At 41.3% G+C, this 13,179-nt stretch carries 17 protein-coding genes and 1 pseudogene; 8 read left to right on the top strand and 10 right to left on the bottom strand.

Going from position 1 to position 13,179, the window contains the following annotated elements:
• The first annotated feature begins 56 nt into the window (after positions 1–56).
• The gene (locus LC608_RS02690; protein ID WP_229552035.1) at positions 57–491 is read left to right on the top strand and encodes a hypothetical protein; all 435 of its coding nucleotides are present in this window, start codon (positions 57–59) and stop codon (positions 489–491) included.
• A gap of 434 nt (positions 492–925) precedes the next feature.
• Here the strand turns inward: LC608_RS02690 and LC608_RS02685 are convergent, their stop codons facing one another.
• Together LC608_RS02685 and LC608_RS02680 are read right to left on the bottom strand one after the other, a co-directional pair.
• A complete protein-coding gene (locus tag LC608_RS02685; protein ID WP_229552034.1) occupies positions 926–1,777 on the bottom strand; it encodes a metal ABC transporter permease in 852 nt (283 codons plus the stop codon).
• A gap of 55 nt (positions 1,778–1,832) precedes the next feature.
• Positions 1,833–2,603 (bottom strand): metal ABC transporter ATP-binding protein, encoded by a 771-nt coding sequence (locus LC608_RS02680; RefSeq protein ID WP_229552033.1) that lies wholly within the window; start codon positions 2,601–2,603, stop codon positions 1,833–1,835.
• A 146-nt stretch (positions 2,604–2,749) separates the two neighbouring features.
• On the opposite strand from LC608_RS02680, the gene LC608_RS02675 reads away from it, so the two are divergent.
• From LC608_RS02675 to LC608_RS02655, 5 genes are all read left to right on the top strand, one after another.
• The gene (locus LC608_RS02675; RefSeq protein ID WP_374108359.1) at positions 2,750–3,763 is read left to right on the top strand and encodes a metal ABC transporter substrate-binding protein; all 1,014 of its coding nucleotides are present in this window, start codon (positions 2,750–2,752) and stop codon (positions 3,761–3,763) included.
• Between the two features lie 129 nt (positions 3,764–3,892).
• On the top strand, positions 3,893–4,228 hold the full coding sequence (locus tag LC608_RS02670; RefSeq protein WP_229552032.1) for a hypothetical protein: 336 nt from the start codon (positions 3,893–3,895) through the stop codon (positions 4,226–4,228).
• A gap of 135 nt (positions 4,229–4,363) precedes the next feature.
• Positions 4,364–5,101, top strand: coding sequence for a hypothetical protein (locus tag LC608_RS02665; RefSeq protein ID WP_229552031.1), 738 nt, complete (start codon positions 4,364–4,366; stop codon positions 5,099–5,101).
• A gap of 21 nt (positions 5,102–5,122) precedes the next feature.
• Positions 5,123–5,815 carry a prolyl oligopeptidase family serine peptidase gene (locus LC608_RS02660; RefSeq protein ID WP_229552030.1) on the top strand — a complete coding sequence of 231 codons (693 nt, stop codon included), beginning with the start codon at positions 5,123–5,125 and terminating at the stop codon, positions 5,813–5,815.
• A 223-nt stretch (positions 5,816–6,038) separates the two neighbouring features.
• Positions 6,039–7,385, top strand: coding sequence for a GTP-binding protein (locus LC608_RS02655; protein ID WP_229552029.1), 1,347 nt, complete (start codon positions 6,039–6,041; stop codon positions 7,383–7,385).
• A 47-nt stretch (positions 7,386–7,432) separates the two neighbouring features.
• Here the strand turns inward: LC608_RS02655 and LC608_RS36755 are convergent, their stop codons facing one another.
• On the bottom strand, positions 7,433–7,564 hold the full coding sequence (locus LC608_RS36755) for a hypothetical protein (RefSeq protein ID WP_267870932.1): 132 nt from the start codon (positions 7,562–7,564) through the stop codon (positions 7,433–7,435).
• A gap of 20 nt (positions 7,565–7,584) precedes the next feature.
• A complete protein-coding gene (locus LC608_RS02650) occupies positions 7,585–7,806 on the bottom strand; it encodes a hypothetical protein (protein WP_229552028.1) in 222 nt (73 codons plus the stop codon).
• Positions 7,807–7,856: 50 nt separating this feature from the next.
• Here LC608_RS02650 and LC608_RS02645 point away from each other — a divergent pair, with 50 nt between their 5' ends.
• Complete coding sequence (locus tag LC608_RS02645; RefSeq protein WP_229552027.1) at positions 7,857–8,114, top strand: Calvin cycle protein CP12; 258 nt, start codon at positions 7,857–7,859, stop codon at positions 8,112–8,114.
• Here the strand turns inward: LC608_RS02645 and LC608_RS02640 are convergent.
• The 5 genes and pseudogenes from LC608_RS02640 to apcB all read right to left on the bottom strand — a co-directional run bounded on the left by LC608_RS02640 (position 8,111) and on the right by apcB (position 10,946).
• Positions 8,111–8,929 carry a TlyA family RNA methyltransferase gene (locus tag LC608_RS02640; RefSeq protein WP_229552026.1) on the bottom strand — a complete coding sequence of 273 codons (819 nt, stop codon included), beginning with the start codon at positions 8,927–8,929 and terminating at the stop codon, positions 8,111–8,113. The genes LC608_RS02645 and LC608_RS02640 overlap by 4 nt on opposite strands.
• Positions 8,930–9,364 carry a DUF29 family protein gene (locus LC608_RS02635; RefSeq protein ID WP_229552088.1) on the bottom strand — a complete coding sequence of 145 codons (435 nt, stop codon included), beginning with the start codon at positions 9,362–9,364 and terminating at the stop codon, positions 8,930–8,932.
• Positions 9,365–9,504: 140 nt separating this feature from the next.
• Positions 9,505–9,840, bottom strand: coding sequence for a XisI protein (locus LC608_RS02630; RefSeq protein WP_229552025.1), 336 nt, complete (start codon positions 9,838–9,840; stop codon positions 9,505–9,507).
• Positions 9,828–10,217 (bottom strand): annotated as a pseudogene (locus LC608_RS02625) (element excision factor XisH family protein); the annotation flags it as partial. The gene LC608_RS02630 and the pseudogene LC608_RS02625, both read right to left, overlap by 13 nt.
• A gap of 219 nt (positions 10,218–10,436) precedes the next feature.
• The gene (gene apcB, locus LC608_RS02620; RefSeq protein ID WP_229552024.1) at positions 10,437–10,946 is read right to left on the bottom strand and encodes an allophycocyanin subunit beta; all 510 of its coding nucleotides are present in this window, start codon (positions 10,944–10,946) and stop codon (positions 10,437–10,439) included.
• 357 nt (positions 10,947–11,303) lie between these two features.
• Between apcB and glnA the strand changes: the two genes are divergently transcribed.
• Positions 11,304–12,725 (top strand): type I glutamate--ammonia ligase, encoded by a 1,422-nt coding sequence (glnA, locus tag LC608_RS02615; RefSeq protein WP_229552023.1) that lies wholly within the window; start codon positions 11,304–11,306, stop codon positions 12,723–12,725.
• A 121-nt stretch (positions 12,726–12,846) separates the two neighbouring features.
• Here the strand turns inward: glnA and LC608_RS02610 are convergent, their stop codons facing one another.
• A complete protein-coding gene (locus LC608_RS02610) occupies positions 12,847–13,047 on the bottom strand; it encodes a hypothetical protein (protein ID WP_100899525.1) in 201 nt (66 codons plus the stop codon).
• Between the last annotated feature and the right edge of the window lie 132 nt (positions 13,048–13,179).

The raw sequence follows: 13,179 nt of genomic DNA, 5'->3' as shown, positions 1-13,179 counted from the left end.
TTAGTGGTGGATTTTGCACTTTTAGTTACAAGTTTCACTCAGGAATTTTTTAAACGATGGAACGTGGTCTTTTGTGGTTGCCGTTATTAGTAATGTTTTTCTGGTTGGCTTGGCAAGGCTCGAAGGAATATCAAAAAGTTGAAGCCTATCGCGCTTGGGCAGAGGAATTTGAACGGGCTAAGTATGATATCTACGCTGTATTAGGTCAAAAAGGCAACAATCTAACTTGGGGAAAACCCACGCCTAAAGGGCCTATTAAACTAGAAACATTCTCTTTGCTTAATGTTAAAGAAATGTATCTTTTAGTAGATGACAAAAAAGTAGATTTAGAAAGTATACCAGAAAAAGGCCGTTCTATAGAATTAGAATTTCTATTTTCCGAATCTACTGATTCAGTGCGGGTTCCGTTTACAGAAATCCCTTTGGCAGCAGAATGGGGTAAGTTTTTGCAGAGGGCGTTAGAAAGTTTGCGATCGCAAGCGAATCAGTAGTACAGCAAGGCGGAAGTTAAAAATCGCGGTGGTGAGGTGCTAAGATTACTTGGGGCGAGGCAGTAGCCGGGGCGAATTCGTGCGTAATTTCCGAAAAAAGAATGGTACTATCTCAGCATTCTCTGACGGATAATCTTCATGAAAAATACAAAGCTAGAAAAGAAAAGTTTGTTCACAGTAATAGATGATTCCGAAGCTATAAAAATAACTGGCAGTCTAAGGAATCTTAAAATTAAATGTCGATTTCATGCAAAGCCGCTTTCAAAAAAAGGTGTACTCACCGATGTTATACCTTCGACGGTAGCCTAAATACTCATTCATCTCACAACACGACACAGCAAAATGAGTCGGCACGATTATAGGTTATAGGTGTCGGTTAACCGATAGCAAGAGGTCTAGTCTTTATACGCCGGAAAATCACCGTAATTCAAAGATTATGGTGTAAGCTTTTTATTGCTCAAGGTAAAAATACCGTATTTAGGACTGAATAACAACGCCAAAATAAAGAATCCTGATACTACTAAAACGATCGCAGGCCCAGAGGGTAAGTTATAAAAGTAGCTAAGATACATACCGCTAATACTAGAAATTACGCCAATTACCGCACCCAAAATCATTACATAGTTGAGGCGTTTAACTAATAAATAGGCGGTAGCTCCTGGTGTAATTAAAAGTGATAATACTAAAATGACACCGACAGCTTTCATGCTGGCGACTATTGTTAAAGCTATTAGCACCATCAGCCCAAAGTTTAGCCGATTGACGGGTAAACCTGCTGCTTGAGCGCCTAAAGGATCAAATGTGTAAAATAAAAGCTCTTTATATAATAAAAGAACGACTATTAAAACAATAGTGGCAATAATAGCAGTATCCCGCACTTCATCAATAGTAACACCGAGAATGTTACCGAAAAGGAAGTGGTTAAGGTCGATTTTATTATCTTTTTGAATAACAGTAATTAGGGTGATACCAAGGGCGAAGAATGCTGAAAAAACTATGCCCATTGCCGCATCTTCTTTAATTGGCGATCGCACTCTAATCCAAGCGATCGCCATTGTACTCAAAACTCCAGCAATAAATGCCCCAATATATATATTTGCTCCTACCATAAAAGCGATCGCTAGTCCTGGCAAAACTGAGTGACTGATGGCATCACCCAGCAAGGCTAGTCGTTGTACCATTAAGTAGCTGCCTACAACTGCACACAACATCCCAACTAAAATGGCAATCACGAGCGATCGCTGCATAAAGCCGTATTGCAACGGCTCAATTAATGCTTGTAACATGTTTTGTCATTTGTCATTTGTCATTTATCATTCGTCATTCGCTACCAATGACATTTTATGCAGCATCTGAAAAGTACATTACTTTACCACCATAAGCGAGATTTAAATTCTCTTGTGTAAGTACTTGTTGCCGTGAACCTGTGGCGATTAATTCACGATTTAGTAATATTAAATCATCAAAGTGGGTGATTGATTCCCCTAAGTCGTGGTTGACTACTAGCACAATTTTGTTATCAGCGGCCAGTTCATGGAACACTTCAAAAATCACTGCTTGGGTTTTTTGATCAATGCCTACTAGAGGTTCATCAAAGCAGAAGATTTCTGCTTGCTGTGTTAAAGCACGGGCTAAAAATACGCGTTGTTGTTGTCCTCCTGATAATTGTCCAATGGGGCGATCGCAATATTCGCTCATCCCAACTCTTTCTATGGCATTTTTCGCTACTTGGCGGCTAACTGTCGAGAAGCTACGTAACCAGCCTGTTTTCTTTACCCGTCCCATCATGACTACATCCCAAACGGTGGCAGGGTAAGTCCAATCAATTTGGCTACGTTGTGGTACATAAGCAACTTTTTCTAATTGTTGCATTAAGGGTTTGCCTTCGCATAACACCGTACCACTACTAACAGGAACCAAGCCTAACATTGCTTTCATCAGCGTGCTTTTGCCAGCACCGTTAGGGCCAAAAATACCCGTTAGTTTTCCCGGTTTGACGATGCAGCTAACGTCTCTTAAGGCTTCTTGTGTCCGGTAGTATACTCCTAAATGGGCAATGCTAATTGCTGCTTTGGAACTCGTGTCAAAAGCTTTGATAGTTTTTGCAGGCATTTCCTCTATTTTTGTCTGAGGTAGGGTCAATTTTGCAGGAAAAGAGACATTTTTCATAATCAGGTTTAAATATTTATTTCTTGAGCTTACTATAAAAATGAGAGAAATATGAAAAGATCTATAATTAGATGTAATATCCAAGATAAATGAAACTAATACTAGAGATAGACGGCAGTAATCCTTACGGCAAGGGAATAATCAGCAGAATGAAGGGAAAAATTCTTTTTCGGCTTTTGGGAATACTTGTACCTTTGGCTTTATTCAGTTGTACCCAGAAAGACTCAAACTCCAACACTGCCAAGGGAGATAAGCCGCGAGTCGTTGCAACAAGTACCATCATTGCTGATTTGGCACAAGAGGTTGCAGGAGACGAGATTCAACTAAGTGGAATCTTGAAACCGGGTACTGATCCCCATGTTTACGAACCAGTACCAGCAGACAGCAGGGTTTTGGAAGAAGCTGACTTGATTTTGTATAACGGCTACAACCTGGAACCGGGACTGATTAAATTGATGAATGCTTCTGGTGGTAAGGCGCAAAAGTTAGCTGTAGGGGAAGCTGTCAAATCTTTGCAGCTTGAGAAAGGCAAAAACGAAATTGTGCCAGATCCGCACGTTTGGGGTAGTGCAGAAAATGCGCTCACAATGACGAATGTAATACGGGATGCTTTGATTAAGCAATCACCTGAAGATAGAGAAAAATTTACTCAAAAGGCATCGCAACTTACTAATGAATTAAAACAGTTGCATAGTTGGATTAATCAACAGATTCAAACTATCCCCACAGATAAGCGCAAACTGGTAACAACCCATGATGCATTCCAATATTATGGACGTGCTTATGGGATTGCGATCGCAGGTACTTTAATTGGCATTAGTACCGAAGAACAACCAAGCGCTCAAACGGTTCAGCGATTGGTAGAGTCAATTAAAAAAATAGGTGTTTCTGCAATTTTTGCTGAGACTACAATTAACCCGGCTTTAATTAAAACTGTTGCCCAAGAAGCAGGTGTTAAATTAGCACCAAATCAACTATATTCTGATTCAATTGGCGCTAAGGGAAGTCCAGGAGATTCTTACATCAAAATGATGGAAGCGAATACCCGTACAATTGTAGAAGCATTGGGGGGGAAATATACCCCATTTCAACTAAAGAAGTAAATTTATCATAGTAAATATCTAACCTAAGACGTGTTTTTCTCAAAGTCTCTCTAGAGAAAGAACTCTTTGTATCGTCGATTTTTTAGAATTTATTTAGTAAAGCTAGATTGTTCAATACCTGAAAAAGCCATGACTGATAATAATCAAGAAAATCAAATTAATCAACCAGTAAGTGAAGATACACATTTACGGGAAGAACCTAATGTCAATGAAAGAAACTTAACAGCGAATCCTGGAGATAGAATTGCTGATGAGTCTCAATCTGTTGAAGAAAAGGCTAAACAGGTAGCTATAGATGATGTACCAGACATTACAGGCGACAAAATTACAGTCCCCACTTACTTCGTTGTAGATGAACCCGATGGCACAAAGAAAGCACTCCACCACGTTAAAGATGCTGAAGAGATTTCTGACATGATTCGGGAAGCACGAGTTGACGAAAATGGAAATCGAATTTGGTGGTAGCCCTTCATTGAAGAGACACGGGGGCACACGGACAGGAAGAGTTGTTTCTTTGCGTCCCCGTATCTGTTTTCTTTGCTCAAGTTAGTCTATTAATGACGCAATTAAAATCTGGAAATTTTCCCAGGATAAACGGTAATGGCAAATGTCACAACTACCAAAGAGTTGGCATATTGGAGTACTCCAGAAATTAAAAATAAAATTTTAGAAGTTGTTAAGGGACGCGATCTAGAGCCGTTAAAAGCCAAAGTAGAATTTTATAAAAATGAATTAGCAGCATATTTTGCAGAGTTGAGCCGACGTAACCCTTTTAGCAAAGTTGCAGAGCAAGTGGCGATCGTCACAGGAGTATGGATGCCAATATGGTCTACTATACCTTTTCAAGATATTTTACCTGGTAGGATACACGAGCAGTCTTATCAAATTTTTCATAATGATGGTTTCTATGCCAATATTGCCCGTTATGCACCAGGACATCAGTCTGGTTTTTGGCACAAATTTGCGTCAAAGCTACCAGCTTGTGACTTAATGGTGTTGCAAAAGTATTCCGTTCGAGATGAGCAGTGGAATATCAAAAATGTTGGAATATTTCAAGCATTGAAGAATAGAGAAATTCCATTGACAATTGACGATGCAGACGAGTGGTTTACAACAACAGTTGAATCTAAATTTAAGAAAGCAGCGCCAAACATAGAGTTACAGCAAGAACTTAAATTAAAAGATATGGACAGAAATACTGTCAAGAAATTTGAAAAAGTTTACCTAGCTACTTCTTTTTTAGAGCATCTATATATAGATAATGACTTTCGGTTAGTTAAAACTCAACGAGAAGCAACGCAGCGACCAAGCTATACTATTGCTGTTCGCAAAGGTTGAACTAACAAAATTTTTAATGCTATGCCGCCACTACAACGACAAGTTAGTTCTACCGACAGCTACAACTATCTGTTATTCTTGCCCGATGGGGTACATGGAGACGCAGGCGATGTCTACGAGGGGCTACGCCTACGCACCCAAAGACAACAGCTACTTTTGCCAACAATCCTATTTTTACATGGTGCGGGCCAGAGAGGTTCTAACTTAGATGATGTGAAAAAGTACGGCGTCGCCAAGATTGTAGAAGAACAGGCGGATTTTCCCTTTATTGTCATTTCACCTCAATCTCCGCGCGGTGAATATTGGAATGTAGAGCGATTAGGTATCCTTCTGGATCAGGTTATTGCATCCTACCCCGTTGATCCAGATCGAGTTTACCTGACTGGCTTAAGCATGGGTGGTTACGGAACATGGCATTTAGCAGCAGCCCAGCCAGAACGATTCGCTGCGATCGCGCCTATCTGTGGCGGTGGTAATCCACAAGCAGCACGTAATCTAAAAAATCTTCCTGTGTGGGCATTTCACGGAGCCAAAGATAATGTAGTTCCCTTAAGCGAGTCTGAAATTATGGTTTCTGCACTCAAAGCCCGCGACGGAAATGTGAAATTTACAGTTTACCCAGAAGCCAAGCACGACTCTTGGACGCAGACATATAATAATCCAGAGTTGTATAATTGGTTTTTACAGCATCAGCGACACAAGGCTGTAAATTAAAGCTTTTAAACGATATTTGTTAAAGCCTTTAGTAACATAACCTGGAGATTCCAAGTTTTATTATTATTTCTTCAAAAAAATAAATATTTCATTTAATTGCATTAAAAGGTATGCAAATGATCACAATAATTGTCTAATTTGACAAAACAGGCTAACAGCCTTGGAATTAGATCAAAATGGATATGTGCCTGTTGTTTGTCCAACCTTGAATTAACCTAACTTCGTGCGAAATCTGCAAGAAACTCATTTAAATCGTGCCCGCGCCAGTCTCAGACAAGCGCTGGCTTGGTATGGATATCTTCGTAAGTCAGGACAGCTTTCATCCAACCCGGAATTGGCAGGTTTGTTAAAACCAGAATTGGAAGCTTTAAATTCCACACTCAACAAGCTAGATTCTAACGTCATTAGAATTGCTGCCTTCGGTTTGGTAAGTCGTGGTAAGTCAGCAGTTCTAAATGCCTTACTGGGAGAGAAGATTCTGCAAACTGGGCCCCTAAACGGTGTCACTCAATGGCCACGTTCCGTCCGTTGGCAGCCCGGTGGTAAGGTACTAGTAGAGTTAATTGATACCCCCGGATTAGATGAAATTGAAGGTGAGTCACGGGCAGACATGGCGCGAGAAGTCGTGCATCAGGCTGATTTGATTTTGTTTGTCGTGTCTGGTGATATCACACGTACTGAGTATCAAGCACTGCTGGAATTGCGGCGATCGCAAAAACCCCTGATTTTAGTATTTAACAAAATAGACCTTTACCCAGATACAGACCAGGGAACAATTTACCAAAATTTGCAACAACTAGGTGCCGGACATCCTCAAGCGAAACCTTTACTACCAGATGAAATTGTCATGGTGGCGGCGGAACCAGCAGCAATGGAAGTGCGGGTTGAGTGGCCTGATGGGCGTGTCAGTTATGAATGGGAGACACCACCACCGGAAGTAGACGAACTTAAAGAGACAATTCTGAATATTCTCAATCGGGAAGGGCGATCGCTTCTGGCTTTAAATGCACTCATCCAAGCACGGGATGCAGAAGCCGCGATCGCTCAAAAAACCATCGACTTACGCGAACAAGAAGCTGAAGACATCATTTGGCAATTTACCAAATACAAAGCTTTGGCAGTAATGCTTAATCCCATCGCCTTTTTAGATATCCTTGGCGGAACTGTTGCTGATTTGGCTTTAATTCGCGCCCTAGCTAGATTGTATGGTTTGCCGATGACTAGCTACGAAGCTGGGAAAATTTTAAAAACGATTTTATTTAGTTCTGGTGGCTTGCTACTGGGAGAATTAGGTAGTAGTTTCCTTTTGGGCTTGGGTAAAACTACTGCCGCAATAACTAGTGGTGACAATCCCAGCAATATTACTGCCTTTGCTGGCAGTGCGATCGCTCAAGCTGGTATCGCTGGTTATGGCGCATACTCCGTTGGCAAAGCTGCTCAGGTGTATCTTGAAAAAGGCTGCACTTGGGGACAATTGGGTGCTAGCAGCGTCATTCAAGAAATTCTCTCTCAAGTTGACCAAAATACAATTCTGTATCGCTTGCGACAAGAGTTAGGCATAAAGTATTGAGAATAAATAAAAATTGTTTCTCTTTTGTTGCCGTTTATAAGTGTTTATCAACTTCTATCAAACTCTTCTGACAATTGACTGACATTCCGAATTTGGGATGCAAGACTAAGAAGATAACCATCTCTAGGAGTGACTTCAATTAGTGGAATTACCATAGCTTTTTGAATCAAAGATGACAAGAGGGCAATTCCCACTCAAATTAGCTAAAAAGATGGCGGTGTTTACCACTACCTATTGTGGGAAGCCTATCTAAACTGGAAATGTGAGCCAGCGCAGTCTTGTTGCTCCAACAAAGAGGAGCCAGCGCTGTTCGCGCAGCGTCTCCGTCAGGAGAAGACGGGTTTCCCGTCGCAGGCGACTGGCGTTGGACTAGCGTTAGCGACGCAGGAGCGTCACCCGGAGGTGAGCTTCCTGGGGTCATTGAAAGCTCAGAGTTAATATCTATCTCTGTAAATTAAAGGTAAAAGTATCATGAAAACTACTCTAAACTCATTTGATGCTGGGGCAACAAATCTTGAAGAAGCCATTATTGAAGCCATTACTGAAGCCCGGACAACTTGTGAGCTAGATGGCAGTGATTCTCCTGGTTGTGCCGTAGCCTGGGACATTGTGGAAGAATTACAAGCTGAAAAAGCTGATCAACAGCAAGCAAAATCAAAGAAAACCTCTTTGGAAAACTACTGCGATCGCCATCCAGATTCCGTAGAGTGTCTAATCTACGACGTTTAACTCTTCCGTAAATCAGTTGTTGCTGATTGCGTTATTTGCTTAATTGCTTCTAAATCAGGTGGTGGCGTTTCACTTTCCATTCCCAACCACAAAAGATATTCAATATTCCCAGCAGGGCCAGTGATCGGCGACCAAGTTAAGCCTTTGTATTTCCATCCTAATTCGTGGGCTGTTTGCAACACCTGGAAAATGGCATCAGCTTGGTCGTTTGGATCGCGCACAACACCTTTTTTACCCACACGGGATCTGCCGACTTCAAACTGTGGCTTGACTAACAACACAGCTTCACGGTTCGGTTGAGTTAGTTGCCACAAAGCAGGCAAAATCTTTGTTAAAGAAATAAACGATACATCGACCACCGCCAAATCAGGAATCGGGTCGTTTTCACCATATAACTCATCTGGTCGTAATTGCCGTAAATTGGTGCGTTCCCGTAAAATCACCCGCGAATCATTTCGCAACCGCCAGTCAACTTGTCCGTAACCAACATCAATACCGTAAACTTGTTTTGCTCCAGCTTGTAAAAGACAATCAGTAAAACCACCAGTAGAAATCCCACCATCTAAACAAATGCGCTCTTCTATGGGAATGGCAAATACTGATAAAGCTTTGGAGAGTTTTTCACCGCCTCTAGAAACAAAAGGCGATCGCTCTTTAATATTTATTTGAGCAGTAATATCAACTTCTGTACCAGGTTTATCAACTAACTGCTGATTAACAGTAACTTCCCCCGCCTGAATTAACCTTTGTGCTAAGGCGCGAGAAGAACATAAATTTAACTCTACTAATAATGTATCGAGTCGCTGTTTAGCCAATTAATTAGACTCTCCTGGTAAGATTAAAGCCAAAGCACGATTAATAATTTCTTCTTGGTTAACCAGTTTTTTTAATTCTTGGACTTCATAACGACCTTCTTCTACTTCTAAGGAAGCTTCATCAATGGCATTTAAATAGGCTTCTGCTAAGATTTCTAACAATTCTTCTAGCGTGAGATAATAACCCCTCGCTTTGTGATACTGATTTTCCCGTTGAATTTCCCGAACTGAATTCCGAATTGATACTTCCCAAGAGCGAGTCGTGCGATTTTCAGCTTGTTGTTTAATCAAATGCAACAGCAAAATCACTGCATAGCTACGAATCGTCTTGATGATGTGATTTCGGCTCATTTCTGTTAATTCTTCAACTATAATTAATGCTCCTTGAACATCGCCTTTAACAAGCAAGTCTTTTAGGGTTAATAATTCTTCCATAATCAGCGCCTCAAACATCGGCAACTTCTATTGTGGCTTATGACAGTTTTAGTTCAGAGAACATAAGCTAATACATTTAATCTATTGAGCGATCGCTACTTAATGTATTATTCTTTGGAAATACACAACATCAAGAGAATTTAAGATACAGCAAAATCCGTATATTGCCGTAGTTCTGCCGGATGGAAACCCAAGACAATATCTTCGCGCAAGATACCCGCTTCTAATAATGCCTCTGCTACTGGCTGCGAAGTACCATCATATTGAATCCACACTTTATCATTAATAATATCTACATGCACCACCGAACCATGTACTCGGCGCACTCCATCCCAACCGACATGTAACACTTCGTAGTGGTCTCGCTCCGAGTCAATGACGGGTTGTGTCTCTATTTGACCATTAGCAGGCTTGTGAGTAGCGTAGTCAAATATCAACTGACGAATAATTTCACGATATCCAGCTAGCTTATCCATCTGATAATCCTTTCTAGTTGCTCGCCAAAGACAATTAGGTTTATTCTTATACTATTAAGAATTAGCTGACCAAAGCGTTCGGAAAATATACCTTCATAGACTCGCTTGGGAACTGCTAAATAAAGTTGGCGTTTTGGTTGTAGTTCTTTTAGCACACTGCGATAAATTTCAGACTGTCCCACAGCTTCCTGGAGGTCACTCACTGGAGAAGGACTCAAAAAACTTTTGATTTCAACAGCTATTTTTTGATTATCCCTCTCAGCAGCAATGGTAACTCTTTCTGCTGCAATATCTACGTAAAGTTCTCTACCCCCGTATGCGAGGTATAATGGATAGTTGGTTATTGTCCAACCATCTGCTGTCAGTGCTTTAATAACTGCGGATAGATATCTCTAGCAGGCATTAGTCGAAGATAGCTCCAAAAACACAGCTTTAATCTAGCAAAACTATTTTACAGAGGTGCGATATTGCCCTTTGGCGGCGAAAACTTGGATAAAGTCCTTGTCAACCCCTGGTAAAATTTATAAAAAAGCGATCGCTCTTTCTCAACAAAGACAAAAGTGCGATCGCTATATTTTATACTTGTTATTGAATGACTAAATATCCTGTTCGCTCAACTCGCGTGTGATGTGATCAAATGGTTCATCCACAAAAGTAGTATTAACTACACCTGCTGCTGCCACTTGTTCCTTAATCAGATCCTTGAGAATTTGGATACCGCGGACCGTAGGCCCAATAGGTACTCCTAAAGAATTGTAAGTTTCCCGTAGCCCTTGTAGCACACGCTCATCCAAGACATTCGTGTTTCCAGCAACCAGCGCATAGGTGGCATAGCGCAGATAGTAGTCCATATCCCGTAGACAAGCTGCATAACGACGAGTTGTATAAGCATTTCCACCGGGGCGAATCAATTCTGGCAGTTCTTCAAATAACTTTAAACCAGCTTGCTTGACAAGTACAGCTGCATTAGAGTTGATCGCCGCCGCCGCTTGTACTCGTGCTGTACCACTATCAAAGTAAGACTTCAGGCTATCGATCGCATTCCGGTCAAAATACCGACCAGTTAAGTCATAATTCTTAATTAAACTTGTTACCGCATCGCGCATTCCTTCTTCTCCCAATCATTACTATTTATGGTTTGATATTTATTTGGCTGCACTTATGCACCAGTAAATTTTTGTGCTATTAAAAATAGATTCGGCACAAAAACAATTTATCCACTATCTATGGATTCTATGCCAAAGTTGACCCCTATATGATGAACTTTCTAGTTTTGTACAGATGATCCCTGAAAGGTTAACATAACCTGATAATCCAGATATCTGTAACAGAAGCTACAAAATCTGCTAATGTCTACTATTTAAGATATTTCTGGTGTGTCACGGCCTGATTGAGATCAGCAGGGTTAGGATGCAACGTAAGATTCTGGTTTACTTTAGGAAATTGGTAGAGAAGGAGTAACAATGACAACACCCCAAGAACTCTTGAAGAGAATTCAAGATGAAAAAATTCAACTGATTGATCTCAAATTCATCGACACAGTAGGGACTTGGCAGCACCTCACACTGTACCAAAACCAAATCGATGAGACTGCATTCACTGATGGCGTAGCGTTTGACGGTTCCAGCATTCGGGGTTGGAAAGCGATCAACGAATCTGACATGACGATGGTACTCGACCCCAACACTGCTTGGATCGACCCATTCATGGAAGTGCCAACACTAAGTATAATTTGTAGTATTAAAGACCCCCGCACGGGTGAACCCTATAACCGTTGCCCACGCGTTATTGCCCAAAAAGCAGTAGATTACCTGGTTGCCAGTGGCATTGGTGATACAGCCTTCTTTGGCCCTGAAGCTGAGTTCTTTATCTTTGATAGTGCTAGGTTTGCCCAAACTGCTAACGAAGGCTACTACTTCTTAGACTCCGAAGAAGGTGCTTGGAATTCCGGTAAAGCGGGTACAGATGAAAAACCCAACTTGGGTTACAAACCACGCTTCAAAGAAGGTTACTTCCCAGTCGCACCGACGGATTCTTTCCAAGATATCCGTACAGAGATGCTGTTGACAATGGCAGAATTAGGTGTGCCCATTGAAAAGCATCACCATGAAGTTGCTACTGGCGGTCAGTGCGAACTAGGTTTCCGTTTTGGTAAGTTGATCGAAGCGGCTGACTGGTTGATGACTTACAAATATGTCATCAAGAACGTTGCCAAGAAATACGGTAAAACTGTCACCTTCATGCCAAAACCGATTTTTGGCGATAACGGTTCGGGAATGCACTGTCACCAGTCCATCTGGAGAGACGGCCAACCTCTGTTTGCAGGTGATAAGTATGCCGGTTTGAGCGATATGGCATTGTACTACATTGGTGGTCTTCTCAGACACGCACCAGCGCTGTTAGCAATTACCAACCCCAGCACCAACTCATACAAGCGCCTAGTACCTGGTTATGAAGCTCCTGTTAACTTGGCTTACTCTGAAGGGAACCGTTCTGCTTCTATCCGTATTCCTCTATCTGGTAAGAACCCCAAAGCCAAGCGTTTAGAATTCCGTTGTCCAGATGCTACATCTAACCCCTACTTGGCATTTGCTGCAATGCTTTGTGCTGGTATCGATGGCATCAAAAACAAAATCCATCCTGGTGAACCCTTAGATAAGAATATCTATGAACTCTCTCCAGAGGAGCTTGCAAAGGTTCCCTCAACTCCAAGTTCTTTAGAACTGGCATTGCAAGCACTAGAAAACGATCACGGTTTCTTGACAGAATCAGGCGTCTTCACGGAAGACTTTATCGAAAATTGGATTGACTACAAGCTTAACGAAACCAAGCAGTTGCAACTGCGTCCTCATCCCTACGAGTTTTACCTCTACTACGATGCTTAATTAAGTACCGTAGCTATCTAAATATATAAGTTTTGCCACCCTAGAGTAGAGGGTGGCTTTTTTTTCCGGAGTTGTCAGTTGAGAGATTCACTCAAAAAATCAACCTTAAAACTCTTGAAACTTAGCTCATGGAAGCATGACTTGGCCCATAAATCATCCGAGTGTTAGCATCTACCTTCCCTTGAATCGGGTTCCAGTAGTGGGATGCTTCTTCAGGAAGACCAAGTTCTTGTGCAGCCCGCATCAGCATTGATTGTTGGCGATTCTTAACTTGCTGATGTTCACGCACCATCAACGCACGAGATTTATCTGCGATAGACATAACCATAGTCCTCTCTATTTTGTGAATATATATTTATTTGTTCCTTACAAAACTAATATAGCAAAAATTCTGTAACATAAGCTACTTTTTACATAAATTTATATTTACTTTTGCTGACAATATCAGGTAATT

This window comes from Nostoc sp. XA010 (assembly GCF_020829625.1).
Classification (GTDB): Bacteria; Cyanobacteriota; Cyanobacteriia; order Cyanobacteriales; family Nostocaceae; genus Nostoc.
This window is presented reverse-complemented; position numbering and strand designations above follow the sequence as displayed.